Annotated in this window: 20 protein-coding genes and 1 pseudogene; 13 read left to right on the top strand and 8 right to left on the bottom strand. The window is 71.4% G+C overall.

Going from position 1 to position 25,777, the window contains the following annotated elements; genetic code table 11:
* A pseudogene (locus ACFYPG_RS10500) lies at window positions 1–276 on the top strand (hypothetical protein); the annotation flags it as partial.
* A gap of 184 nt (window positions 277–460) precedes the next feature.
* Here ACFYPG_RS10500 and ACFYPG_RS10505 read toward each other — a convergent pair.
* Genes ACFYPG_RS10505 through purS form a run of 4 tightly spaced genes read right to left on the bottom strand, consistent with a single transcriptional unit; the run spans window position 461 to window position 4,880 of the window.
* The gene (locus ACFYPG_RS10505; RefSeq protein WP_355005170.1) at window positions 461–1,216 is read right to left on the bottom strand and encodes a 2-phosphosulfolactate phosphatase; all 756 of its coding nucleotides are present in this window, start codon (window positions 1,214–1,216) and stop codon (window positions 461–463) included.
* Window positions 1,217–1,220: 4 nt separating this feature from the next.
* On the bottom strand, window positions 1,221–3,890 hold the full coding sequence (gene purL / locus ACFYPG_RS10510) for a phosphoribosylformylglycinamidine synthase subunit PurL (protein ID WP_355004711.1): 2,670 nt from the start codon (window positions 3,888–3,890) through the stop codon (window positions 1,221–1,223).
* A 46-nt stretch (window positions 3,891–3,936) separates the two neighbouring features.
* The gene (purQ, locus tag ACFYPG_RS10515; RefSeq protein WP_091396055.1) at window positions 3,937–4,620 is read right to left on the bottom strand and encodes a phosphoribosylformylglycinamidine synthase subunit PurQ; all 684 of its coding nucleotides are present in this window, start codon (window positions 4,618–4,620) and stop codon (window positions 3,937–3,939) included.
* Window positions 4,617–4,880 carry a phosphoribosylformylglycinamidine synthase subunit PurS gene (gene purS, locus ACFYPG_RS10520; protein WP_350854676.1) on the bottom strand — a complete coding sequence of 88 codons (264 nt, stop codon included), beginning with the start codon at window positions 4,878–4,880 and terminating at the stop codon, window positions 4,617–4,619. The genes purQ and purS overlap by 4 nt, the downstream gene beginning before the upstream one ends.
* Before the next feature lie 358 nt (window positions 4,881–5,238).
* Here purS and ACFYPG_RS10525 point away from each other — a divergent pair, with 358 nt between their 5' ends.
* Together ACFYPG_RS10525 and ACFYPG_RS10530 are read left to right on the top strand one after the other, a co-directional pair.
* Window positions 5,239–5,922, top strand: coding sequence for a trypsin-like serine protease (locus ACFYPG_RS10525; RefSeq protein WP_355004709.1), 684 nt, complete (start codon window positions 5,239–5,241; stop codon window positions 5,920–5,922).
* 24 nt (window positions 5,923–5,946) lie between these two features.
* A complete protein-coding gene (locus tag ACFYPG_RS10530) occupies window positions 5,947–6,510 on the top strand; it encodes a YbjQ family protein (RefSeq protein WP_387351481.1) in 564 nt (187 codons plus the stop codon).
* A 38-nt stretch (window positions 6,511–6,548) separates the two neighbouring features.
* Here ACFYPG_RS10530 and purB read toward each other — a convergent pair whose 3' ends face one another.
* A complete protein-coding gene (gene purB / locus ACFYPG_RS10535) occupies window positions 6,549–7,973 on the bottom strand; it encodes an adenylosuccinate lyase (protein ID WP_238689259.1) in 1,425 nt (474 codons plus the stop codon).
* Window positions 7,974–8,148: 175 nt separating this feature from the next.
* Between purB and ACFYPG_RS10540 the strand changes: the two genes are divergently transcribed.
* From ACFYPG_RS10540 to ACFYPG_RS10550, 3 genes are all read left to right on the top strand, one after another.
* Window positions 8,149–10,467 (top strand): right-handed parallel beta-helix repeat-containing protein, encoded by a 2,319-nt coding sequence (locus ACFYPG_RS10540; protein WP_387351483.1) that lies wholly within the window; start codon window positions 8,149–8,151, stop codon window positions 10,465–10,467.
* 171 nt (window positions 10,468–10,638) lie between these two features.
* Entirely contained in the window at window positions 10,639–12,966 is a 2,328-nt protein-coding gene (locus tag ACFYPG_RS10545) for a PKD domain-containing protein (RefSeq protein ID WP_387351484.1), read from the top strand.
* A gap of 178 nt (window positions 12,967–13,144) precedes the next feature.
* On the top strand, window positions 13,145–15,472 hold the full coding sequence (locus ACFYPG_RS10550) for a PKD domain-containing protein (protein ID WP_387351485.1): 2,328 nt from the start codon (window positions 13,145–13,147) through the stop codon (window positions 15,470–15,472).
* Window positions 15,473–15,539: 67 nt separating this feature from the next.
* Here ACFYPG_RS10550 and ACFYPG_RS10555 read toward each other — a convergent pair whose 3' ends face one another.
* Window positions 15,540–16,832 carry an acetyl-CoA C-acetyltransferase gene (locus ACFYPG_RS10555; protein ID WP_387351487.1) on the bottom strand — a complete coding sequence of 431 codons (1,293 nt, stop codon included), beginning with the start codon at window positions 16,830–16,832 and terminating at the stop codon, window positions 15,540–15,542.
* Window positions 16,833–16,887: 55 nt separating this feature from the next.
* Between ACFYPG_RS10555 and ACFYPG_RS10560 the strand changes: the two genes are divergently transcribed.
* From ACFYPG_RS10560 to ACFYPG_RS10590, 7 genes are all read left to right on the top strand, one after another.
* Entirely contained in the window at window positions 16,888–18,258 is a 1,371-nt protein-coding gene (locus tag ACFYPG_RS10560; RefSeq protein WP_387351489.1) for a 3-oxoacyl-ACP reductase, read from the top strand.
* The gene (locus tag ACFYPG_RS10565) at window positions 18,258–19,124 is read left to right on the top strand and encodes a MaoC/PaaZ C-terminal domain-containing protein (RefSeq protein WP_387351491.1); all 867 of its coding nucleotides are present in this window, start codon (window positions 18,258–18,260) and stop codon (window positions 19,122–19,124) included. The genes ACFYPG_RS10560 and ACFYPG_RS10565 overlap by 1 nt, the downstream gene beginning before the upstream one ends.
* Before the next feature lie 107 nt (window positions 19,125–19,231).
* Window positions 19,232–19,984 (top strand): NUDIX domain-containing protein, encoded by a 753-nt coding sequence (locus ACFYPG_RS10570; RefSeq protein WP_355004701.1) that lies wholly within the window; start codon window positions 19,232–19,234, stop codon window positions 19,982–19,984.
* The gene (locus tag ACFYPG_RS10575; protein ID WP_355004700.1) at window positions 19,981–20,949 is read left to right on the top strand and encodes a serine/threonine protein kinase; all 969 of its coding nucleotides are present in this window, start codon (window positions 19,981–19,983) and stop codon (window positions 20,947–20,949) included. The genes ACFYPG_RS10570 and ACFYPG_RS10575 overlap by 4 nt, the downstream gene beginning before the upstream one ends.
* Window positions 20,950–20,958: 9 nt before the next feature.
* Window positions 20,959–21,918: a hypothetical protein gene (locus ACFYPG_RS10580; protein WP_355004699.1), complete on the top strand. Its 960-nt coding sequence runs from the start codon at window positions 20,959–20,961 to the stop codon at window positions 21,916–21,918.
* Entirely contained in the window at window positions 21,915–23,177 is a 1,263-nt protein-coding gene (locus ACFYPG_RS10585) for an adenylosuccinate synthetase (RefSeq protein ID WP_387351494.1), read from the top strand. The genes ACFYPG_RS10580 and ACFYPG_RS10585 overlap by 4 nt, the downstream gene beginning before the upstream one ends.
* A 72-nt stretch (window positions 23,178–23,249) precedes the next feature.
* Window positions 23,250–23,870, top strand: coding sequence for a DedA family protein (locus ACFYPG_RS10590; protein WP_355004697.1), 621 nt, complete (start codon window positions 23,250–23,252; stop codon window positions 23,868–23,870).
* 12 nt (window positions 23,871–23,882) lie between these two features.
* Here ACFYPG_RS10590 and ACFYPG_RS10595 read toward each other — a convergent pair whose 3' ends face one another.
* Both ACFYPG_RS10595 and ACFYPG_RS10600 read right to left on the bottom strand, forming a co-directional pair.
* Window positions 23,883–24,524 (bottom strand): response regulator transcription factor, encoded by a 642-nt coding sequence (locus ACFYPG_RS10595; RefSeq protein WP_355004696.1) that lies wholly within the window; start codon window positions 24,522–24,524, stop codon window positions 23,883–23,885.
* Window positions 24,521–25,672, bottom strand: a complete 1,152-nt coding sequence (locus tag ACFYPG_RS10600; protein WP_387351496.1) for a sensor histidine kinase — start codon at window positions 25,670–25,672, stop codon at window positions 24,521–24,523. Before ACFYPG_RS10600 ends, ACFYPG_RS10595 begins: the two co-directional genes overlap by 4 nt.
* Between the last annotated feature and the right edge of the window lie 105 nt (window positions 25,673–25,777).

Here is a 25,777-nt window from a genome sequence, read left to right on the forward strand (position 1 = left end):
TACGACCAGGGCGGCAACTACGGTCAGGAGCCTCCGCAGCAGCAGCGCGGCGGCTACGACGACCGGGGCTACGACCAGGCCGGCTACGGCCAGCCCGCCGGCGGCTACGACCAGGGCGGCAACTACGGTCAGGAGCCTCCGCAGCAGCAGCGCGGCGGCTACGACGACCGGGGCTACGACCAGGCCGGCTACGGCCAGCCCGCCGGGCGGAACCGACCGGACACCCCGCCGCCGACCGAGCGCGGCGGTCGCCGCCTCGACTGGCTGGACGACTGACCCCACCACAGCACATGAAAACGGCCACCCGGAGATCCGGGTGGCCGTTTTCGCTGCAAGACCCACTCGCGATCGGTGAAGTCGGGCCATCCCGGAGACCTGGACACCGCGACTTCCGGAAAGCCGAGTTGATCACAGGGAGCGCGCGGCGCGGTCAGGCGCAGTCAGATGCGGTCAGGCGCGGTCAGGCGGCGGAGAAGACGCCCTGGTGGAGCACCGGCACGACGTCCGACACGCCGATCCGGACGGCGACGTCCACGTCCGCGGCGAAGCCGCTCTCGGTCAACTCCCGTCCGGAGACGCTGCCGCGCACCGCAGCGGGCAGATCCGGAGTGCTCGCCAGCGCGGCGAGCGCCATGGCCGCCTCCACCGAGAGCCCACCGGGCACACCGGAGAGGGCGTCCAGCACCGAGGCGGCACCGAGTTGGTCCTCCACCGACGGTCGCAGCGACCCGTCCGGCCACCGTTCCCCCGAGGCGATCACGCCGATCGGGGCGTCCAGCGTGCCGTACCCCTGGCGGCGCAGCCAGTGCCCGACGGCGCGCGCGTTGCGCAGGCACGCCGCGACCACCGGCAGGCCGGTGGCGCTGGCGGCGGCGCTGATGGCCGAGCCGTTCGGGGAGGGCAGCACGAGGTCCGCCACCACCGGTGCGCTGCTCAGCGCGGCGGGCGAGAGCGACCACGGATGTTCCGTGGTCGTCTGCCGTCGCCCGACCGCAGCGGTCGCACCGACCCGGACGGCGTACTCGGCCGCCTGCTCACCCCAGGGGAACGGGTGCACCCGCATCCCCCGGGCGACCGCCACCTCCACGGCGGTGGTGAACGAGAGAACGTCCACCACCACCAGCGCCGCACAGACCCGGCCGAGTTCGGCCGCCCCGGTCAGCCCCCAGTCGAACCGGGCACCCGATCCGGGCTGGCCGTAGACGGCGGCCGTCAACGCCTCAGCGCTCGTCAGGCGACGGCTCGGTGACACCGGAGTCAGGCTCGGACACCTCGCCCGGCTGCTCTGACCCGATCGGCTCGACCGCGCCGGTCTCCGGAGACGGACCCGAGGATGCGATCGGCTCGGAGACCACCTCGGCCGCGTCGACCGGCTCGGCCGGCTCGCCCGGCAACGGGACGGCCTCGACCGCACCCGCCACGCCGGCAGCCGGCGCGGGCACCTCGACGGACGCCGAACCCCCGAAGAGGCGCGGCAACGTCTCGGTGTGCGCGGTACGCAGCTCGTCCAGGCCGATCCGGAACTGGCCGTGCACCTCGAGCGCCCCACCGGACGGGTCGGTGACGCCGATCAGCTCGAACGGCACGCCCCGCTCGGCGCAGAGCGCCGCGAACGCTTTGTCGTGGCCGCGCGGCACCGAGACCAGCGCCCGCGTGGCGGACTCGCTGAACAGGTAGACGAACGGCATCGAGCCCTCGGCGAACTGCTCCGGCACCGCGACCCGGGCACCGACGCCGCGACGCAGGCAGGACTCGACCAGGCTCTGGGCGAGACCACCGTCGGAGAGGTCGTGCGCGGAGGCCAGGTGACCGACGCGGGCTGCCTCGGCCAGCAGCTCGGCGAGCGCCTTCTCGCGGAGAAGGTCGACCTGCGGCGGAATACCACCGAGGTGCTCGTGCGTCACCCAGGCCCACTCCGAGCCGGACAGCTCAACGTTCGTCTCGCCGAGCAGGTAGAGCTGGTCGTGGTCGCCAGCGGCGCGCGGCACGAAGCCCATCGGCACCCGGTCGGCGACGTTATCCAGCACGCCCAGCACGCCGACAACCGGGGTCGGGTGGATGGCCGCCGCGCCGGTCTGGTTGTAGAAGCTGACGTTGCCGCCGGTCACCGGGATGCCCAGCTCCAGGCAGCCGTCCGCCAGGCCGCGCACGGCCTCGGCGAACTGCCACATCACGCCCGGGTCCTCCGGGGAGCCGAAGTTGAGGCAGTTGGTCACGGCGATCGGCTTCGCGCCGGTCACCGCGACGTTCCGGTACGCCTCGGCCAGGGCCAGCTTGGTGCCGTTGTACGGGTCCAGTCGGGTGTACCGGCCGTTGCCGTCGACCGACAGCGCCACACCGAGGCCGGTCCGCTCGTCGATCCGGATCACGCCGCCGTCCTCCGGCTGCGCGAGCACCGTGTTGCCCAGCACGTAGCGGTCGTACTGCTCGGTGACCCAGGTCTTGTCGGCCAGGTTCGGCGACGCGATCATGCGCAGCACGGTCTCCCGCAGCGCGTCCGGGTCGGCCGGGCGGGGCAGCGTCTCGGCCCGGTCGGCCTGGAGCAGGATCAGGTCGGCCGGCTCGCGCATCGGGCGGGCGTAGACCGGGCCGTCGTCCACCAGCGAACCCGGCGGCACGTCGACGACCAGGTGGTCCTGCCAGGTGATCAGCAGGCGACCCGGGCGGCCGTCCGGCTCGGGTGCGGTGACCTCACCGATCGCGGTGGCGAGAACACCCCACTTCTCGCAGGTCTTGAGCACCGCGTCGAGCTTGTCCGGCTCGACGACCAGCAGCATCCGCTCCTGCGACTCGCTGGCCAGGATCTCGTGCGGGTCCATCGAGGGCTCGCGCAGCGGCACCCGCTCCAACCAGACCCGCATGCCGGTGCCGGCAGCGGCGGCGGTCTCGGTGAGCGCGCAGGTCAGGCCGGCGCCGCCGAGGTCCTGGATGCCGACGACAAGTTGGCCGTCGTACAGCTCGAGGCACGCCTCGATCAGCAGCTTCTCGGTGAACGGGTCGCCGACCTGCACGGCGGGTCGGCGCGCCTCGCTGCCCTCGTCGAAGGTGGCGCTGGCCAGCACCGACACGCCACCGATGCCGTCACGGCCGGTCTTGGCGCCCATCAGGACGACAACGTTGCCCGGCCCGGCGGCGGCCTTGTTCTGCAGCCGGTTGACCGGCAGCACGCCCAGGCAGAGCGCGTTGAGCAACGGGTTGCCCTGGTAGGAGGGGTCGAAGACCAGCTCGCCACCGATGTTGGGCAGGCCCAGGCAGTTGCCGTAGCCGCCCACTCCGGCGACCACGCCGGTGAGCACCCGGGCGGTGTCCGGGTGGTCCGCGGCACCGAAGCGCAGCGGGTCCATCACCGCGACCGGGCGGGCGCCCATGGCGAGGATGTCCCGGACGATGCCGCCGACGCCGGTCGCCGCGCCCTGGTACGGCTCGACGAAGCTCGGGTGGTTGTGCGACTCGACCTTGAAGGTCACCGCCAGCTCGTCGGAGATCTGCACGACACCGGCGTTCTCGCCGATGCCGGCGAGCAGCCGGTCGCTGTGCGGGGCCTTCTCGCCGAACTGGCGCAGGTGCACCTTGCTCGACTTGTAGGAGCAGTGCTCGCTCCACATGATCGAATACATCGCCAGCTCGGACTGCGTGGGCCGGCGACCGAGGATCTGCCGGATCCGGTCGTACTCGTCGTCGCGCAGGCCCAGCTCGGTGTACGGCTGAAGCTCGCCCGGGGTGCCACCGGCGCGCGGAACGGTGTCCACGCCCTCGGTCCAGACGGCGGCGGCCGGCTGGGCGGGAGCGGTCGCCGGTGCGGCCGGCTGCGCGGGGCTCGGCTGGGACGGCTGCGCCGGGGCGGAGTACGCCTCCGGCGTGTCCCGTACCGGATCCGGATGGGTGGTCATGACCTCTCCTCGCTGCGCTCGTGCCCGCCGAAGCCGCTCCTCGCACTCATGCCGGCGCCCCGACCAGGTGCTTGAGGACCGACGTGAAGAAGCCGAGGCCGTCCAGCGAAGGGCCGGTGAGCGCCTCTACCGCGTGCTCGGGGTGCGGCATGATGCCGACCACGTTGCCGGCGGCGTTGGTGATCGCGGCGATGTCCCGCTGGGACCCGTTGGGGTTGCCGCCGACGTAGCGGGCGACCACCCGGCCTTCGGCTTCGAGCTGGTCCAGTGTCGCGGTGTCCGCGACGTAGCAGCCCTCGCCGTTCTTGACCGGGATGAGCACCTCCTGGCCGGGCTGGAACGCGTTGGTCCACGCCGTCCCGGCCGATTCGATGCGCAGGACCTGGTCCCGGTTGCGGAAGTGCAGGTGCTGGTTGCGGGTGAGCGCGCCGGGCAGCAGGTGCGCCTCGCAGAGGATCTGGAAGCCGTTGCAGATGCCGAGCACCGGCAGGCCACCCCGGGCGGCGTCCACGATCGTCTCCATCACCGGGGCGAACCGGGCGATGGCGCCGCACCGCAGGTAGTCACCGTAGGAGAAACCGCCGGGCAGGACGACCGCGTCGACACCGTGCAGCTCCGGATCGCCGTGCCAGAGCCGGACCGGCTCAGCGCCGGCGATCCGGACGGCCCGGGCCGCGTCCCCGTCGTCCAGCGAGCCGGGGAAGGTGACCACACCGACCCGGGCGGTCACGAGCGGGCGTCCGCGGTCTCGTCGGCCTCGACCACGCGGACGGTGAAGTCCTCGATGACCGGGTTGGCGAGCAGCTTGTCGGCAATCTCCCGGGCGCGGTCCAGGTCCGGTTCACCGGTGAACTCGATCTCGATGCGCCTGCCGATCCGAACCGAGGCGACGTCACCGACGCCGAGCCGGGGCAGCGCGTTTGCGACGGCCTGGCCCTGCGGATCAAGGATCTCGGGCTTGAGCATGACGTCGACGACGACGCGAGGCACTGGGCACTCCTGACTGTGTACGCAGTTGGGTGCCGACCCACAAATGGGCGAGCGCAGCCAGCGTACCTGGCAGATATCGCCGCGGACGCACCGGCCGGGTGCGGTTCAGGCAGTGATCGACATTACTGACGCTCAGGGTGACACGTCAGGCGCTACAGGTGGCCCTAGCAGGACATACACGGCGCGGCGGGTGGCCGAATCGTTACATTGGGCAACCTCGATGACCTGCTTGATAACGATCGCGTCGCACCCTACTCTACATCGATGTAAGTCGATCTGCCGGCGACGGGAACCCCCGCCGTCCGGCACCGCCCGCGCCCGGCGACCCCGGGCCCGCCCCGTCCAAGGAGTCCACCCGATGCGCATCCGCCCCCTGCTCGCCGTACTCAGCACCGCGCTGGTCGGCGCCCTCGGCGTCACGTCCGCCGCGTCCGCCGCTCCCGCCGGCCCGCAACCCATCATCGGCGGCGGCACCGTCTCGTCCGCCCCCTGGGCCGCCGCGGTGCTCAGCAACGGCTCGTTCACCTGCTCCGGCAGCGTCATCGCCGCGCAGTGGGTGCTCACCGCCCGGCACTGCATCAGCGGCACCATGTCGGTGCGCGTCGGAAGCGTGAACCGCACCTCCGGCGGGGTCACCCGCACGGTCAGTGCCACCTACACCCGCAACGACCTCGCGCTCATGCGGCTCTCCAGCACCGTCAGCACCTCCGCGGTCAGCCTGGCCAGCAGCAACCCGCCGATCAACTCGACGAACTCGATCTACGGCTGGGGCATGACCTGCTACAGCGGCTGCTCGGCGTCCACCCAGCTCAAGACCGCCACCGTCCGGGTGACCAGCAACGGCGCCACCGACGCGTACGGCGGCCAGGCGATCCGCAGCACCCGGATCAACGGCAACGCCTGGCGCGGTGACTCCGGCGGCCCGCAGTTCTACAACGGTCAGCAGGTCGGCGTCGCCTCCACCGCCGACGGGTCGAGCATCCAGAACTACGGCAGCGTCGCGTACAACCGGGCCTGGATCACCTCGGTGGCCGGTGTCTGACGGTTAGCGCCCCACTCGGCGCGGATGGTCGGCCACGTGCCGGCCGTCCGCGCCGCGTCGTTTTGCAGCATCCGATCAGGTGAACAATGCACCCGATCGGGTCGGGCCACTCCTGACAGCATCGGAACCGTGCTGGTCGTGACGACAGAGCAACTGCCCGGCTACGAGATCCGCCAGATTCTCGGTGAGGTGGTGTCATCGATGGCCAGGACGCGCAACCCGTACCGCGAGGGTGTGAAGAACCTGCGCGGTGGCGCGTACGACCCGATGGCCCCGGACAACCTGACCAGGTGGCGCACCGACTCGGTGACCCGCCTCGGCGAGGAGGCCCTCCGGATCGGCGCGAACGCGGTGATCGGCATGCGGTTCGACAGCCGGGACTGCGGCGAGATGTGGATGGAGATCTGCGCTTACGGGACGGCAGTGATCGCCGTACCCAAGATGCCTGAAGTCATGCCGGCCGACCAGCCGGCGGTCGCGGCGGAGACCGCCACCGACCCGGCCTTCGCCGAATCTCTCGGCGGCATCGCCGAACCCGCCAGCGCCCCCAACCTCGGCACCGCAGCAGAAACCCCAACCGGCGAGTAACCCCACCCACCCACCGACCCCACCGGGTGGGGTTAGAGCTAGAGGATGGGGGGTGGGCTGTAGGTGGCGGCGTTCGGGTGGGCGGTCACCACTGTGGTGATGCGGCTCGTCACCGCTGCCACCTGGGCCTGGGCGGCGCCCACGAAGGCGTTGCGGTCGGCGACCAGGGTGTCGATGTCAGCGCGGGACAGGCCGAGTCGGCCGTCCGCTGCCAGGCGGTCGAAGAGGTCGTTCTCCGGCGAGCCCTTCTCGCGCATCGCCAGGGCCACCGCCACCGCGTGCTCCTTGATCACCTCGTGGGCGACCTCCCGGCCGACGCCTCGCCGTACCGCCGCGACCAGGATCTTCGTGGTGGCCAGGAACGGCAGGAACCGCTCCAGCTCCCGGTTGATCACTGCCGGGTACGACCCGAACTCGTCGAGCACTGTGAGGAACGTCTGGAACAGCCCGTCGGCGGCGAAGAACGCGTCCGGCAGCGCCACCCGGCGGACCACCGAGCAGGACACGTCCCCCTCGTTCCACTGGTCACCGGCCAGCTCGCCGACCATCGACAGGTAACCCCGGATGATCACGGCGAAGCCGTTCACCCGCTCCGAGGAACGGGTGTTCATCTTGTGCGGCATCGCGCTGGAACCGACCTGACCCGGCTTGAAGCCCTCGGTCGCCAACTCCTGGCCGACCATCAACCGGATCGTGGTGGCCAGCGAGGACGGCGCGGCGGCCGTCTGGGCCAGCGCGGCCAGCACGTCGAAGTCGAGCGAGCGCGGATAGACCTGCCCGACGCTGTCCAGCACCCGGGAGAAGCCCAGGTGCTCGGCGACCCGCCGCTCCAACTCGGCCACCTTGTCGGCGTCACCGTCGAAGAGGTCGAGCTGGTCGGCGGCAGTGCCGACCGGTCCCTTGATCCCCCGCAGCGGGTAGCGGGCGATCAGCTCCTCCAGCCGTTCGTACGCGATCAGCAGTTCCTCGGCCGCCGACGCGAAGCGCTTGCCCAACGTGGTGGCCTGCGCCGCCACGTTGTGTGACCGGCCGGTCATGACCAGCTCGGAGTGCTCATGGGCCAGCCAGGCCAACCGGGCCAGGGTGGCGACCACCCGGTCACGGATCAGCTCCAGCGAGGCGCGCACCTGGAGCTGCTCGACGTTCTCGGTCAGGTCACGGGAGGTCATCCCCTTGTGCACGTGCTCGTGCCCGGCGAGCGCGCTGAACTCCTCAATCCGGGCCTTCACGTCGTGCCGGGTGACCCGCTCCCGCTCGGCGATCGAGGCGAGGTCGACCTGGTCGAGCACCCGCTCGTACGCCTCGACAACGCCGTCCGGCACCGGCACTCCCAGGTCGCGCTGAGCGCGGAGAACGGCGAGCCAGAGCCGCCGCTCCATCCGGACCTTCTCCTCCGGGGACCAGAGGGCGACCAGTTCGGGCGAGGCGTACCGGTTGGCCAGCACGTTGGGGATCGTCGTCACGTGCCTCATTCTCTCCTACCCGGCGGCCCGTGCGGCCGGCAGGCCAGGGCGGGTGCCGGTGGGGCCGAGTGGCCGTTTTGTCGCCCGGGGCGGCACAGCTACCAGCCGGTATCGGATCATGGTCTCCATCTGATCTCCGGCGAAGCCGAATCCCACCTTCACGACAGAGGCATGCATGCGTAGAAGATCCCTCGCCGGCCTCACCGCGATCGCGGTGACCGGCGGCACCCTTCTGGCCACCGGCGCACCCGCCCAGGCAGACGACCCTGTGATGCTTCTGCACGTCAATCAGGCCGACGCGAACTGCTCCGACCAGGGGCCCGGCTCCGACGACACGCCGTTCTGCACGATCGGTGCCGCAGCCGCCGTGGTGACCGCCCCCGGGGAGGTCTGGATCGACGGCGGCACCTACGCCGAGCGCGTCACCATCACCAGCTCTGGCACACCAGAGGCAGGGATCGCCTTCAAGGCCCGGAATTCTCGTACCCCGGTGACGCTCGTCGGTCCGAACGCGGGGCTGGTCGTCGACGGCCAGCACGACATCTATATCCAGGAAATCAATGTCAGTGGGTCTGCCGACGTGCCCGCCCTCGATCTGCGGAACGCCTCGAACGTAGTGGTCGCGGGCGGCAGATTCACGATGGCGAACGTCGCCACCGCGCCCGCCATCCGACTCGCCAATGCGACGTGGACATGGCTGGATGGCCTCATCGCCACCGGAGCGGCGCTCGCCGACGGATTGACGATGGATGCCTCCACCAGCGACGTGCGCGTTAGCAACACGCTGGTGTCGACCGCCCCGAACCACGTCGCCGCCGATAGCGGCGTGGGCATTCGAGTCGAGGGGCCGCGCAGCACGATCATCGACGGCGACGTCGCCGGCTTCTCCGGAGCTGCCATCTCGGTGGGCCCTGCCGCCGCCGGGACGGTGATCGCCAACAACCGGATCAAGGGCGGGATCGGGTACGGCATCCACAACCGCGGCGCCGTGGGCACTGCCATCGCCAACAACGAGATCCAGGACCGCTGCCTGGGCGGCATCCGGGTCGACGGCGCATCGTCGCAGGTCTCGGTGCAGAACAGCGTGCTCCGCAACAACGCCGCCTTCAACCAGGGCTACTGCGACCCGCAGGCTCCCGAGGGAGCCGAGATCGGGGTCTACGACGCCGCGCTGAGCGGCACCGTGATCGATTACAACAACACCTGGCACCAGTCCGCGTCCGCGACCGGCTACTCGTGGAACGGAACCAGGATGGGCCTCGCCCAGTTCCGCACCGTCTCCGGGCAGGCCGCACACGACCGGTACACCTCGGATGTCCGGGAGAATGTCGACTCGGCGAACTCGACGGCGCCCGGCTACCAGGATCTCGACACCGAGGGCAAGCCACGCCGGGACGATCCGGCAGTGGCGAACACCGGCACCGGCCCGATCGCGTACGCCGACCGTGGCGCTGCCGAGTCCATCAAACACCCGGTGTCCTCCTTCGACGCCACAGTGGACCTCGCCACGAGCACGGTCAGGGTGGACGCCTCCGCCTCGACGCCGGGCTTCGTCCCGATCCGTGATTACGACGTCAGCTGGGGCGACGGAATCTCCACCCGCCACACCAGTCCGATCGCCACGCACAAGTACGCGAAGCCGGGCACCTACAACGTCACCGTCAGCCCCATCGGAACCGACGGCCTGTCCGGCAGCAGCACCGAGCAGGTCAGCGTGCTGCGGCGGACCGCTTCCGTGGGCTTGCTCGCGATGTCGAACCGTCGCTACGTGGCCACGTCCACGTCGGCTCTCCTGCCGAACCAGGCCGGGTTGACCGCCGCCGCGCAGTACGACCTGGGGGACGCCGGCAACGGCCAGGTGGCCCTCGTCGCGCGGTCCAACGGCCGCTACGTGACGCAGTCGGCCAACGAGTCCCTGAACGCCGCGGGCCAGGTGGTCGGCACGCCGGAGAAGTTCACTGTCGTCCGCAACAGTGACGGCACCGTCAGCCTCAAGGCCAGCAACAACCTGTACGTCACCGCCGACGCCAGCGGCACCGTCTCGATGAGCGCCAGCCGGTCCACCATCAGCGCCTCGGAGAAGTTCGCTCAGGTTCCGGTCGCGGACGCGAACAGGTCGCTGAAGGCCAGCGTGAACGGCCGCTTCGTGATGGCCGACGGTGCCGGTGTGAAGCCGCTGATCGCGAGCGCGGCGACCGTCGGCAGCTGGGAGCGGTTCGACATCGCCGACCTCGGTAGCGGTCAGATCGCCCTCTTCGCCCGCGCCAACAGCCGCTTCGTGTCCGCCGACGGCGCGGGCACCAAGCCGCTGATCGCCAACGGCCCGGCCGTCAGCACCTGGGAACGGTTCACCATGGTCCGCAACAGCGACGGCACGGTCAGCTTCAAGGCCGGCATCAACAGCAAGTACGTCAGCGCCGACGGCGCGGGCACCAAGCCGCTGATCGCCAACGGCCCGGCCATCAGCACCTGGGAGAAGTTCACCCTCGGCTGAGCCGAATCACCACCTCGACGCCCGCCAGGCCGCACGGTCTGGCGGGCGTCGTCGTGTACGAGTGACGGGTGGCCGTTTTGTCACCCAGGTCAGCACCCCACTTGTCGATCAAGCAGAATCGCCCTATCTGACTCCCGGCGTCGCCGGATCCTCCTCCTTTTCGAGGCCAGCATGCGTAAATCCTTCTTCGCCGGTCTCGCGACCGCCTTACTGACCAGCGGCACCCTGGTGGGCACCGCGCTGCCCGCCCAGGCGGCCGCTCCGACGACGCTCTACGTCCGGCAGAATCCCCCCGCCAACTGCTCGGACCAGTTCCCGGGCACGTTGGTGCAGCCGTTCTGCACCATCGGAGCCGCAGCGGCGATCGTCACCGGCGGGCAGACCGTCGACGTCGGCGGCGGCAACTACCCGGAGCGCGTCACGATCGGCGCGTCCGGCACACCGGAGCAGCCGGTGACCTTCCTCACCACTTCCAGTTCCGGGGCGACCCTGGTCGGTGCGACGGCCGGCTTCGTGATCGACGGCCAGCACGATGTGGTGCTCCAGAACCTCCGCGTCGTCGGGTCGGGCGACGTGCCGGCCCTGGACGCGCGCAACTCCTCGGGCCTCACCATCCGGGGCGGCACCTACGGCCTGAACATAGGCGCGACGTCACCGGTGATCCGGTTCGCCGGCGTGACCAGCTCGAGCCTGTCGAAGATCACCGTCAGTGGGTTGACCGCCAGCGCCGGCATCACCGTGGACGCCGCGAGCAGTGACGTGGACATCCAAGGAACGACAGTGGAGGGCTATCCCAACGAAAACCTTCCCGGTGACACGGTCGGCGTCCGGATCGACGGACCGGGCAACTCGTACGTCGGTGGCCGCATCGACGGCTTCACCAGCGCGGCGCTCGCGCTCGGGCCTGCCGCGGCCGGCACCGTGGTGGCCAACAACCTGATTTCCCGGGGCGGCGGCCACGGCGTGCACAACAACGGGGCCACCGGCACGGCGATCACCAACAACACCGTCAGGGACCGCTGCCGCGACGGCATCCGCGTCGACGGGGCCTCGTCCGGCGTTTCCGTACAGAACAACGTGCTGATCACGAACGGCTTCTTCTACCAGGCCTACTGCGAGCCGTCGTTCATCAACGGTGTCGAGATCGGCGTCTACGGCGATGCCGTCGGGAAGACGGTGGTCGACTACAACAACGCCTACCACTCCTACAACGACTCCCCGGAGATCTACGCCTGGAACACCCGGATGGGCCTCGCCGCGTTCCGGGCCGCCTCCGGCCAGGCCGCGCACGACCGCGAGACGGGACAGGCCCGGGACGACATCGACTCGGCGAACTCGGCCGCCCCCGGTTACCCGACCCTCGACCGCGCCGGCTCGCCGCGTATCGACGACCCGACCGTGCCGGACACCGGCGCCGGCCCGGTCCCCTACGCCGACCGTGGAACCGTGGAGGGCGTCCGCGCCCCGGTTGTGTCGTTCGACGTCGCCCTGAACATCCAGGCGCGCTCGGTGAGAGTTGACGCGTCCGCCTCCACCCCCGGCCCCAACCCGATCGCGTCCTACAAGTTCTCGTTCGGCGACGGCAGCCTCGTCACCCAGTCCAGCCCGATCTCCTCGCACACCTACGCGAACCCGGGCAACTACCTCGTCACCGTCACCGTCACCGGCACCGACGGTCGGTCGGCGGCTCACAACAGGCCGATCAGTATGCTGCGGCCGACCGGAACGGTGGGTCTGCGCGCCCTGTCCAACCGCCGCTACGTGAGCTACGAGAAAGGCCGCGGGCTTCGACCGAACCAGGCCGAACCGAACGCGATCGCGCAGTTCGACCTGGCGGACGCCGGCAACGGCAAGGTCGCCCTCTTCTCCCGGGCGGCCGGTCGCTACGTCGCCGTCGCCCAGTCCGACCTCGCCACGTTGACCGCGGACAGCGCCGTCGTGAACGTACGCGAGACGTTCACGCTGGTACGCAACGCCGACGGCACCGTCAGCCTCCAGACCCCCATCACCAGCCAGTACGTGACCGCGGACGTCGGCGGCGCCATTCCGCTGAGCGCCAGCCGACCCTCCATCGGCACCTGGGAGAAGTTCCTCCTGGTCGTCGTACCGGACGCGAACCGGTCACTGAAGGCGCAGGTCAACGGTCGTTTCGTCAGCGCCGACGGCGCGGGGACCAAGCCGTTGATCGCGAGCGCGGCGACCGCCAGCACCTGGGAGCGGTTCGACGTGGTGGATCTCGGCAACGGACAGGTCGGCCTTCTCGCCCGGGTCAACAACCACTTCGTGTCCGCCGACGGCGCTGGCGCCAAGCCGCTGATCGCGAACGCACCGACGGCCAGCACCTGGGAGCGGTTCACAATGGTCCGCAGCAGTGACGGCACCGTCAGCTTCAAGGCCGCTGTCAACAACAAGTACGTCAGCGCGGACGGCGCGGGCAGCAAGCCACTGATCGCCAATGGCCCGGTCATCAGCTCCTGGGAGAGGTTCACCCTCGGCTGAGCCCTACCGCACTGTCGACGCCCGCCGGAACCCTCAAGTCCGGCGGGCGTCGCCTTGCACACACCGGCGGAGTGGCCGTTTTGTCACTGCGGTCAGCGCCTCAATCGGCCGGTGATGCATGATCACCTTTATCTGACTCCCGGCGATCGCCGGCTCCTCCTCATCCCCGAGGCAAAGCATGGGCAAATCCTTCCTTTCCGGTCTCGCGACCGTCGTGCTGACCGGTGGTGCCCTGGTGGCCACCATCCTGCCGGCCCAGGCGGACGGTCCGACGACGCTCTACGTCCGGCAGAACCCCGCCACCGGCTGCTCCGACCAGTTCCCGGGCACGTTGACGCAGCCGTTCTGCACCATCGGTGCCGCGGCTGCGGTGGTCACGGCCGGCCAGTCGGTGGACGTCGGCAGCGGCAACTACCGGGAACGCGTCACGATCCCCACGTCCGGCACGCCCGAGCAACCGGTCACCTTCTTCGCCAGTGGCGTGGCAACTCTGATCGGCGCGACCGCCGGCTTCGTGATCGACGGCCAGCACGATGTCGTACTCAAGAATCTGCGCACCATTGGGTCGACAAGCGTGCTGCCCGGCCTCGACCTGCGCAACTCCTCGCGGATCACCATCCAGGGCGGCAACTTCGCGATGGACACCTCCTCGACCGCGCCCGCGGTCCGGTTGGCCGGTGTCACCAGGTCGACCTTGAAGCAGATCAACGCCAGCGGGCCGACCCTGAACGCTGGAATCATCATCGACGCCGCGAGCAGCGACGTGCTGGTCAGATCCGTGAACGTATTGAGCAGCGCCGGGTACCGGACACCCTCCGACGGCGTCGGCGTTCGGGTCGACGGGCCGAGAGTCAGCATCCTCGACAGCAAGGTCAGCGGTTTCACCGCAGCGGCAGTCGCCATCGGGGTGGGCGCGGTCGACACTGTGGTGGCCAACAACCAGATCGACGGTGGCCCCGGCCACGGCGTGCACAACAACGGTGCCGCCAACACGGCGATCACCAACAACACGATCCGCAACCGCTGCCGCGACGGGATCCGGGTCGACGGAACTTCGTCCAGCGTTTCCGTGCAGAACAACGTGCTCACCACGAACGGCTTCTTCAGCCAGGGCTACTGTGACCCGGCCTTTCTCGACGGTGTCGAGATCGGGGTCTACGGCGGGGCCGTCGGAAAGACCAAGGTCGACTACAACAACGCCCACCACTACTACAGCGACTCCCCGCAGATTTACGCCTTGAACACCCGGATGAGCCTCGCCGGTTTCCGGGCCGCCTCCGGGCAGGCCGCACACGACCGGGAGACCGGACAACCACGAGACGACATCGACTCGGCGAACTCCGCGGCCCCCGGGTTCCCGGCACTCGACCGCATCGGCACCCCGCGCATGGACGACCCGGCCGTGGCGAACACCGGTGCCGGCCCGACCACCTACGCCGACCGTGGCGCGGTGGAGACCATCAGGCCGCCGGCGGCTTCGTTCGGCGTCAGCATCGATCTCGGAGCGCTCTCGGTGAAGCTGGACGCCTCCGCGTCGAAGCCAGGCTTCCATCCGATCAAGTCCTACCGGTTCGAGTTCGGTGACGGGTCCGGGGTCACCCAGAGCACGCCGGTGGCCTCGCACACGTACGCCAAACCGGGCACCTACAGCCTCAGCGTCGAGGTGACCGGAACCGACGGCCAAACGAGCACCAGCACCCAGCGGGTCAGCGTCCTGCGACGGACCGCGACGGTGGGTCTCCTCGCTCTCGCCAACCGCCGCTACGTCGACGCGTGGGGCACGCCTACCGGTCTCGTGCCGAGCAGGCCCGAGTTCGGCCTCGCCACGCAGTTCGACCTCGCCGACGCAGGCGGTGGCCAGGTCGCACTCTTCTCTTACCTCACGGGCCGGTACGTCAGCCGGACCTACAGCGGCGGCCCGGACTCGCTGCACGCCATGAGCCAGGTCGTGGACGCTCCGGAGCGGTTCAACATCAACCGGAACAGCGACGGCAGCGTCAGCCTCAAGGCCGACAACGGCCTGTACGTCACCGCCGATCCCAGCGGCGCCGTGCCGCTGGCCGCCACCCGACCGACGATCGGCACCTGGGAGAAGTTCCACCAGGTCAAGGCCACCGACGCCAACCGGACGTTGAAGGCGCGGGTCAACGGCCGCTACGTCAGCGCCGACGGCGCGGGCAGCAAGCCACTGATCGCCAACGGCCCGGCGGTCAGCCTCTGGGAGCGGTTCGACGTGGTGGATCTCGGCAACGGGCAGGTCACCCTCTTCGCCCACATCAACAGCCGCTTCGTGTCCGCCGACGGCGCAGGCGCCAAGCCGCTGATCGCGGGCGCGGCGACCGCCAGCACCTGGGAGCGGTTCACAATGGTCCGCAGCAGTGACGGCACAGTCAGCTTCAAGGCCGCTGTCAACAGCAGGTACGTCAGCGCCGACGGCGCAGGATCCAAGCCGCTGATCGCCAACGGCCCAACCATCAGCACCTGGGAGAAGTTCACCCTCGGCTGAGCCCCACCGCACGATCGACGCCCGCCGGGACCCTCGGGTCCGGCGGGCGTCGCCGTGCACGCGCCGTTCAGCGCTCCAGGATGGCGGTCACGCCCTGACCACCGGCGGCGCAGATGGAGATCAGCCCACGCCCGCTGCCCCGCTCGGCCAGCAGCTTCGCCAGGGTCGCCACGATGCGCCCGCCGGTGGCGGCGAACGGATGCCCGGCGGCCAGCGACGAACCGTTGACGTTGAGCCGGTCGGTGTCGACAGCGCCGAGCGGCGCGTCCAGGCCGAGCCGGTCCTTGGCGAACTCCGGCGACTCCCAGGCGGCGAGGGTGGCCAGCACCTGGGACGCGAACGCCTCGTGGATCTCGTAGTAGTCGAAGTCCTGCAACGTCAGCCCGGCGCGGGCCAGCATCCGGGGCACCGCGTACGCGGGTGCCATCAGCAACCCCTCGTCGCCGTGCACGAAGTCCACCGCCGCCGTCTCCGACCAGCTGAACCAGGCGAGCACGGGCAGGTGGTGCGCCGCCGCCCATTCCTCGCTGGCCAGCAGCACCGTCGACGCGCCGTCGGTGAGGGGTGACGAGTTGCCGGCCGTCATGGTGGCGTGCTCGGTGTCCGGGCCACGGGTGCCGAAGACCGGCTTCAGCGAGGCGAGCTTCTCCAGGCTGCTGTCCGGGCGCAGGTTCGCATCCCGGGTGAGCCCCAGGTACGGCGTCATCAGGTCGTCGAAGAAACCCCTGTCGTACGCGGCGGCAAGGCGCTGGTGTGAGCGCAGCGCCAACTCGTCCTGGGAGCGCCGGTCGATCTGCCAGCGCACTGCGGTCCGGGCGGCGTGGTCGCCCATGGACAGGCCGGTACGCGGCTCGGCGTTGCGCGGGATCTCCGGCTTGAACGGCTGGGACGGGCGCAGCTTCGCCGCGATCTTGAGCCGTTCGCCCAGCGTACGGGCCGAGTTGAGCTTGAGCAGCGTGCGGCGCATCTCCTCGTTGACGGCGAGCGGGGCGTCGGAGGTGGTGTCGACACCGCCGGCGATGCCCACGTCGAGCTGACCGAGGGCGATCTTGTTGGCGACCAGGATGGTCGCCTCCAGGCCGGTGCCGCAGGCCTGCTGGATGTCGTACGCCGGGGTGTGGGGGTCGAGTCGGGAGCCGAGGACCACCTCACGGGTGAGGTTGAAGTCGCGGGAGTGCTTGAGCACCGCCCCGGTGACCACCTCGCCGATGCGCTGCCCGGCCAGCCCGTAGCGGGCGATCAGGCCGTCGAGCGCCGCGCCGAGCAGGTCCGCGTTCGACGCGTCCGCGTAGCGGGAATTGGAGCGGGCGAAGGGGATGCGGTTGCCCCCGATGACCGCGACCCGCCGGATGCTCTGCACGATCCGCCTCCTCGACATGTGTTGCTCGAACCCTACTCGCCAGTAGGCTACGCCTATGACCGACAGGTACGCGAGCTTCGTCCAATCGGCCGCCGGCCGCGCGCTGGTCAAGCGCCTCGGGCTGCCCGACCCGCCCCGACTGCGCCGGCACCACCCCGGCGACCCGCTGCTGGCCGGCCCGGCCCTGCTCGGCGCGGCCACCGGCGGCCGGCTCGCCGAGCCGGTTGCCAAGATCCTCACCAGCGCCGGGGTCGAGCTGGCCGACCCGGCCGCCGCCACCTCGCAGCGGTACGGGGCACTGCTCTTCGACGCCACCGGGCTCATCGACTCGACCGACCTGCGCCAGCTCTACGACTTCTTTCACCCGCAGGCCCGGGCCGTGCTGCCCAGCGGTCGGGTGATCGTGCTGGGCACCTCACCACAGGAGTGCCCGACACCCCGCGAGGCGACCGCCCAACGCGCCCTCGAAGGGCTGGTCCGCAGCATCGGCAAGGAGCTCGGCCGGGGTACCACCGCGCAACTCGTCTACGTGAGTGGTGACGCGTCGGACGACCCGGTCCACTCGGCTGGCACCATCACGAGCCTCGAATCGACTCTCCGGTTCCTGCTGTCCGGCCGGTCCGCGTACGTGTCGGGGCAGGTCATCCGGGTCGGCCCCGGCGCGGCGAGCGTCCCCGCCGACTGGGACCGCCCGCTGGACGGGCAGGTCGTGCTGGTCACCGGCGCCGCACGGGGCATCGGCGCGGCGCTGGCGACGGTGCTCGCCCGCGACGGCGCGAAGGTGGTGGCCCTGGACGTCCCGGCCGCCGGTGACGCGCTCGCCGCGGTGGCCAACGACATCGGCGGCACCGCCGTCCAGCTCGACCTGACCGCGCCGGACGCGCCGACCCGACTCGCCGAGCACCTGGCCGGCCGGCACGGCCGGGTCGACGTGGTGGTGCACAACGCCGGCATCACCCGGGACAAGACGCTCGGCCGGATGGACGCCGACCGGTGGGACCAGGTGATCGACGTCAACCTCTCCAGCCAGGAACGGATCAACGACGTACTGCTGGCGCGGGAGCTGATCCCGGCCGGCGGGCGGATCATCTCGGTCTCGTCGATCGCCGGGATCGCCGGCAACCGGGGGCAGACGAACTACGCCACCAGCAAGGCCGGCGTGATCGGGCTGGTCGACTCACTCGCGCCGGCCCTGCGGCAGCACGGGATCAGCGTCAACGCGGTGGCCCCCGGCTTCATCGAGACCCGGCTGACCGCACGCATCCCGCTGGTGGTCCGCGAGGCGGGGCGGCGGATGAACAGCCTGGCCCAGGGCGGGTTGCCGGTGGACGTGGCCGAGACGATCAGCTGGCTGGCCTGGCCGGCCAGCGGCGCGGTCAGCGGAAACGTGGTCCGGGTCTGCGGCCAGAGCCTGCTGGGGGCGTGATGGGCGCGGGGCCGGAGTCGGGCAGCCGCACGGGGATCGAGCTGCCCCGGATGCCGGCGGTCGGGGCGCTGCACCGACGGGCGTTGCTCGGTGCGCTACCGGGCCTGGGCGGTGGGCGGCGCGGGCCCGACCTGCCGGCGGTCGAGTTGACGGTGGGCGGGGTGAGCGTCGACCGGGCGCGGCTGGCCGACTACGACCGGGTCTGCGGGTTTCGCCTGACCGATCGGCTACCCGCGACGTTTCCGCACGTCATGGGCTTTCCACTGGCCCTGCGCCTGATGACCGCGTCGGACTTCCCCCTCCCGCTGATCGGCCTGGTGCACGTCGGCAACCGGATCACCACGCACCGCCCGATCACCGCCGACGAGACCCTCGACTTCACCACGTATGCGGAGAACCTGCGCCCCCACGACCGGGGGCGGCAGGTGGACGTGGTGCTGGTCGGCTCCGTCGACGGGGCGGAGGTGTGGCGCGGCGTCTCGACGTACCTCGGTCGGGAGCGCGAGCCGGGCGGACGTGAGCCCGGCGAGCGGCCCGCCGCGCCGACGGCCACCGGCCGCTGGCGGGTGGAACCGCGCGTCGGTACGGAGTACGCGCGGGTCTCCGGCGACCACAACCCGATCCACACCTCCCGACTCGGTGCGCGGCTGTTCGGCTTCCGCCGGCCGATCGTGCACGGCATGTGGAGCAAGGCGCGCTGCCTGGCCGCGCTGGAGGCCCGGCTGCCGGACGCGTACACCGTCGAGGTCGCCTTCAAGCTGCCCGTGCCGCTGCCGAGCACTGTGAGCTTCGCGCTCCTGCCGGATGGCGGGTTCGCCCTGCACGACCCGCGGGGCCGACCCCACCTGACGGGCTTCGTGCGCTGAGCGCACCGCACCGCACCGCGCGCTGAGTTGGTCCTGCCCTTGGCAGGCGCGCACTTCTGCGCTAGGTTGTTCTCAGAGCGAGATGTTCTCAAACTGAGAGAGACATGATGAACGAGCAGGAGTTCCTGGCCGCGTACGACCCCCGGGCCTATCCGTCGGTCGCCGTGACCGTCGACGTGGTGGCGCTGACCATCCGCGACGGCGCACTGCACCTGCTGCTGATCCGGCGCGGCGAGGCACCCTTCGCCGGGCACTGGGCGCTGCCCGGGGGCTTCGTCCGCCCCGACGAGGACCTGACCACTGGCGCCGGACGGGAGCTGGCCGAGGAGACCGGGCTCGGCGGCGAGGAGCTGCGCCGCGTACACCTGGAGCAGTTGGGCAGCTACGGCGCTCCCGACCGCGACCCGCGCATGCGGGTCGTCTCGATCGCCCACCTCGCGTTCGCCCCCGACCTGCCGGACCCGGCCGCCGGCAGCGACGCCGACGAGGCGATCTGGCTGCCGGTGACCGCCTTGACCAGCCGGCAGCTCGCCTTCGACCACGGCCGGATCATCGACGACGCGTTGGAACGGGCCCGCTCCAAGTTGGAGTACACCCCGCTCGCCACCCGCTTCCTCGCCGCCGAGTTCACGATCAGCGAACTGCGCGCCGTCTACGAGACGGTCTGGGGGCACCCGCTGCACGCCGGCAACTTCCACCGCAAGGTGCTCTCCGTGCCGGGCTTCGTGGAGAGCACCGGCGCCAGCACCGAGCGCGGTGGTGCCCGGGGCGGCCCGCGCGCCCGCCTCTACCGGGCCGGCGACGCCCGCCTGCTGCACCCGGCGCTGCTGCGCCCCGCCCGCGAGGAGACGGTGCGGTGAGGGCCACCGAGGCAATCCACCTGGTCACGGCCGCCCGCACCGACGCGGACCTGTTCGGCGCCGACCAGCCGGCCCGCCGCTACCGCGAGCTGGTCGCGGCCCTGCACCCCGACCGCCTGCCGACCGACCCGGCGGTACGCGCCGAAGCCACCGACGCGTTCATCCACGTCACCACCCGGTGGCAGGCACGGCAGAGCACGGTCCTCGGCGACTACCGGCTCGGCGCGCCGGCCCACTCGGGTGACCTCGCCGACCTCTACGACGTCGGCGACGACCGGCTGCTGAAGCTCCCCCGACGGCCCACCGACAACGACCTGATGGCCCGCGAGGCGCACGCCCTGCGCACCATCGCCGAGCGCGGCGACCCCCGCTACCTGCCGTACGTGCCCCGGCTGGTCGACGAGTTCCGGCACCGCGACGCCAGCACCGGCGCGGAACGGCGGATCAACGTGCTCGCCACCGCACCCGGCCTGCACGACCTCGACGAGGTGCGGCGCGCGTACCCCGACGGGCTGGACGCCAGGGATGTGGCCTGGATGTGGCGGCGACTGCTGGTCGTGCTCGGCCTGGCCCACAGGGCGGGCGTGGTGCACGGCGCGGTAGTGCCCCGACACGTGCTGATCGAGCCGGACGCCCACGGCGTGGTGCTGATCGACTGGTGCTTTTCCGCGGCTGTCGGCAGCACCATCCCGGCGGTGGTCCCCGGCCACGGCTGGGACCCGGAGGAAGTCCTCAAGAAGCAGCCGTGCGGGCCGGGCACCGACATCGCGATGGCCAGCCACTGCATGAGCTGGCTGATGGGCCCGCGCGCGCCCCGCGAGCTGCACACCTTCGCGCAGGGCTGCCGGCAACGGTCTCTGGGCGCCCGGCCCGACGACGCCTGGCGCCTGCTGCGCGAACTCGACCAGGTGCTGGACCGGCTCTACGGGCCACGCACCTTCCGACCCTTCACCCTCACCCCCTAAGGAGCTGTCATGGGCAGTGGAATCTGGTCCACCGACGTGTACGACGCAGCCGACCGCTACCGCCGGTCCACCGGCAGGAGCGCCTTCTCCTACAGCGACAGCGGGGCGCGCACAGTGCACCCCGCGCTCGACCCCAGGGACGCGACCCGCGAGAGCCGCGACTCCGCCGAGCACCCCCGGTCGACCCCCGTCGCGGTGCTCTTCGACGTGACCGGCTCGATGCGCACGGTGCCACGGGTCCTGCAGACCAAGCTGCCGCAACTGCTCGGGCTGCTGCAACGGCAGGGCTACGCCAGCGACCCGCAGATCATGTTCGGTGCCATCGGCGACGCCACCTGCGACCGGGTGCCGTTGCAGGTGGGCCAGTTCGAGTCGGACAACCGGATGGACGACGACCTCGGCCGGATCGTGCTGGAGGGCGGTGGCGGCGGACAGATGAGCGAGTCGTACGAGCTGGCCATGTACTTCATGGCCCGGCACACGGTCACCGACAACTGGGAGAAGCGCGGCCGACGCGGCTACCTGTTCATCATCGGCGACGAGCTGGCGTACCAGCGGGTGAAGGCCCGGGAGGTGGCCGGCCTGATCGGGGACGACCTCTCCGAGGACGTGCCGCTGCGGCAGGTCGTCGACGAGGTGTCCCGCCGCTGGGACACCTACTACCTGCTCCCCACCGGCAGCCACTACTCCGGCAACGCCACGGTGCTCGACTTCTGGCGGGACCTGCTCGGGCAGAACGCCGTCGTGCTCGACGACCTCGACGCGGTCTGCGAGACCATCGCGCTCACCATCGGCCTCGGCGAGCAGGCCATCGACCTGGACGAGGGCCTGCGTGACCTGGACCGCGCCGGCTCCGGCGCCACCGGGACCGTGTCGAAGGCGCTGGCCCGCCTCGGCCGGGGACGGCGGGCCGAGGTGTCGACGCTTCCGACGTTCACCGACACGGCCAGCGGGGTGACCCGGCTGTGAACCACGTGGCGGTGGTCGACCTCGGCTACGGCGACGCCGGCAAGGGCACAGTTGTGGACTGGCTCTGCGCCACCCGTCGGGTGCACACGGTGGTCCGCTTCAACGGGGGCGCGCAGGCGGCACACAACGTCGTGCTGCGCGACGGGCGGCACCACACGTTCGCGCAGTTCGGCGCCGGCACCTTCCATCCCGGTGTGCGTACGCACCTGTCCCGGCACGTGGTGGTGGACCCGCTGGCGATGGCCGCCGAGGCCGACCACCTCGCCACTGTCGGGGTGCCCGATGCGCTCGACCGGCTGACCGTCGACGGGGACGCGCTGCTCGCCACCCCGTACCACCGGGCCGCCAACCGGGCCCGCGAGATCGCCCGGGGAGCCGACCGGCACGGCTCCTGCGGGCTGGGGGTGGGCGAGGCCGTCGCGTACGGTCTCGCCCACGCCGACGACGCGCCCCGGGTCGCCGACTGTCACCACCCGGCACTGCTGCGCCGCAGGCTGACCATCCTGCGGGACCGGCTGACCGCCGAGCTGGGCCCGCTGGACGCGCCACCGATCGAGGACTGCCTGCTCGCGTACGCCGGGTTCGCCGACCGGGTCGCCATCGTCGACGGCAGTTGGCTCGCCGAGGCGCTGCGCACCGGGACCTGCGTCTTCGAGGGCGCGCAGGGGGTGCTGCTCGACGAGTGGCACGGCTTCCACCCGTACACCACCTGGAGCACCACGACGTTCGGCAACGTCGACAGCCTGCTCGCCGAGGCGGGCCGGCCCGGCGACGTGACCCGGATCGGGGTGCTCCGCGTCGTCACCACCCGGCACGGGCACGGCCCGTTGGTGACCGAGGACAGCAGCCTGCCGTTCGCCGACGCGCACAACGCCACGAACCCGTGGCAGGGCCGGTTCCGGTTCGGCCACTTCGACGCGGTCGCCCACCGGTACGCCCTCGCCGCGGCCGGCGGCGTCGACGGCCTGGCCCTGACCCACCTCGACCTGACCGACCCCGACCTGCGGATCTGCCGCCGCTACGACACCACCGACCGGCTCACCCCGGGCCCGGCCGGTGACCTGGACCGGCAGGCCGCGCTCACCGCCCGCCTGCTGCGTTCCCGCCCGGTGTACGACGAGCCACCGGCGGACTGGGCCGAGGCGGTCCGCGCGGAGCTGGGCACACCGGTGGTGCTGACCTCGCACGGCCCCACCGCCGACGACAAGATCCCGTGCGGCCCACTGCTGGCCCCACCGGCCCTGGTCCGCGCCAACTGACAACTCGGGGCCGAATGCCTGTGATCCGGCGACTCGCCCACCGGGCAGGTCGCGCCCGGCAAGCATGGGGGAATGGACGCCCTCCTCGACCTCCTCCGTGGGACGGTCACGTCGCCGTGGGTCTACCTGGTCATTCTCGGGCTCACCGCGGTCGACGCGTTCTTCCCCGCGGTGCCGGGTGAGGCGGCGGTGATCACCGCCGGGGTGCTCTCGGCGAGCGGCGGGCACCCCAGCCTGACCCTGGTGATCGTCAGCGCCGCCGTGGGCGCGCTGGTCGGCGACCACATCTCGTACGCCATCGGAAAGGGCGGAGGTGCCCGCCGGCTGGCTGGCCTGCCCGACGGCAGCCGCCGGCGGGCCAGCTCCGAGTGGGCCCGGCGGGCGGTGGACAGACGCGGCGGGATGATCCTGACCACCAGCCGGTACGTGCCGGGCGGGCGGACCGCCGTCACCCTCACCATGGGCGCGGTGGGCTATCCCCGCCGGTCATTCCTGCTGTACGACAGCATCGCGACGATCACCTGGGCGCTGTACTGCGGGCTGCTCGGCTACTTCGGCGGGCTGGCCTTCGAACGTGACCCGGTGAAGGGCGTGCTGGTCGGGGTGGGGCTCTCGGTGGTGGTCACGTTCGGGCTGGAGGGGATCCGGTGGTTGCGCCGTCGAGCACACCGTCGCGCCGCCGCCCGACGCTGACGGGCGCACCCGTCACAGCAGGTCGGCGTCGTACACCAGGATGGCCAGCTGGACCCGGTTGCCCGCGTGGAGTTTCGCCAGCGCCCGGCTGACGTGTGCCTTGACTGTGGCCTCGCTCATCGTCAGCCGCCGGGCGATCTCCGCGTTGCCGTGCCCGCGCGCCACCTCCCGGACGATCGCCAGCTCCCGCTCGGTCAGCGGTGCGAGCCGCTCACGGGCCGCGTCCCGGCGGGCCGGACCACGCTCGGCGAACGAGCTGATCAGGCGCCTGGTCACCGTCGGGGCGAGCATCGCGTTACCGGCGGCCACCGTACGAACGGCGGCGGCCAGCTCGCGGGGCGGGGTGTCCTTGAGCAGGAAACCGACCGCGCCGGCTCGAAGCGCGCGGTGCACGTACTCGTCGAGGTCGAAGGTGGTCAACATGATCACCTTTGGGCCGACGGCGACCACGTCGGGCGCCACGGTCAGCCCGTCGACGCCCGGCATCCGCACGTCGAGCAGCACCACGTCGGGGCGTAACCGCCGGGCCTGCTCCAGCGCGCCGGCACCGTCCGCTGCCTCACCGACGACAGTGATGTCCTCCGCCGCCTCAAGGATCAGCCGCAGCCCGGCCCGGACCAACTGCTCGTCGTCGACCACCACGACCCGGATCACGCCGCACCCACCAGCGGGATCAGGGCCCGGACCAGGAAGCCGCCGTCAACGGGAGCTGCCTCCAACCGGCCGCCGAGCAGCTCCACCCGCTCGCGCAGCCCGAGCAGCCCCTGCCCGGCACCCGGCAACGCCGACCCGCCCTCGGACGGGCCGTTTCGGACCAGCACCTCCAGCCCGTCGGGCAGGTAGCGCAGGCAGACGGTCGCCTCGGCGTCGGCCGCGTGCTTGCGAACGTTGGTCAGCGCCTCACGGACCACCCGGTACGCGGTACGCCCCAGCGTCGCCGGAAGTGCCCTCGGCACACCCTCGTCCTGCCGGGACACCCGCAGCCCGGCGGCACGGGACTCCCCGATCAACTCGTCCAACGTGTCGAGCCCCCGCTCCGGTGTCACGGCCGGGTCGGCCTGGCGCAGCACACCCAGCACCTCGCGCAGGTCGGTGAGCGCCTGCCGGCCGGTCGTCCGGATCAGCGCAGCGGCCTCGACGGTGGCCGGGTCCGCGGCGGTCACCTCCAGCGCCCCGGCATGCACCACCATCAACGAGACCCGGTGTGCCACCACGTCGTGCATCTCCCGGGCGATCCGGGTCCGCTCCTCGGCACGGACCCGGTCGGCGCGGGCCTCCTGCTCGCGTTCCAGCCGCTCGGCCCGGTCCCGCAGAGCGGCGAGCGTGTCCTGACGGGCCCGCACCCACAGGCCGAAGATCAACGGAAGCCCCACCAGGCCGGCGGCGAGCAGCAGCACGTTGCCGGTGCTGGCGGTGGTGATCCGGCGTACGCCACCCACCGCCAGCCCGACCAGCACCCCGCCGGTCAGCACCCCCGCCGCACCGGCGAGGTAGCCGGCGAGTTGGCGACCTCGCAACCGCAGACCCGCCTGGTACGAGGCCAGCACCCCGGCCGCCGCCGCGGCGAGCACCAGCCAGCCGACCGCCGCGGCCAGGAACAACGGCCAGCGGCGGGTCCGGACCGTGCCGGCGGCCCACGCCGAGCCCAGTGCGATCAGCAGCACGACCACGCTCGGCAGCGGCGAGCGGACCCCGATGTCACCGGTCGCGCTGGCCCACACGGCCGCGGCGACCAGGACGGCGAGCAGCGGCGGGGCGTACCGATGGACGACCCGCCGGAGGGCGACGGCGCTGGAGGCCACGCAGCGAGCCTAGGGCCCAGCCGACGCATCGGGCCGCCCCGCAGCGCCGTACCCGGGTGAGGTGGGGGATGACCCCGATGCACAGTCCGGGCCGGCCGCTACCTA

The organism is Micromonospora sp. NPDC005553, from assembly GCF_042871765.1.
Lineage (GTDB): Bacteria > Actinomycetota > Actinomycetes > Mycobacteriales > Micromonosporaceae > Micromonospora.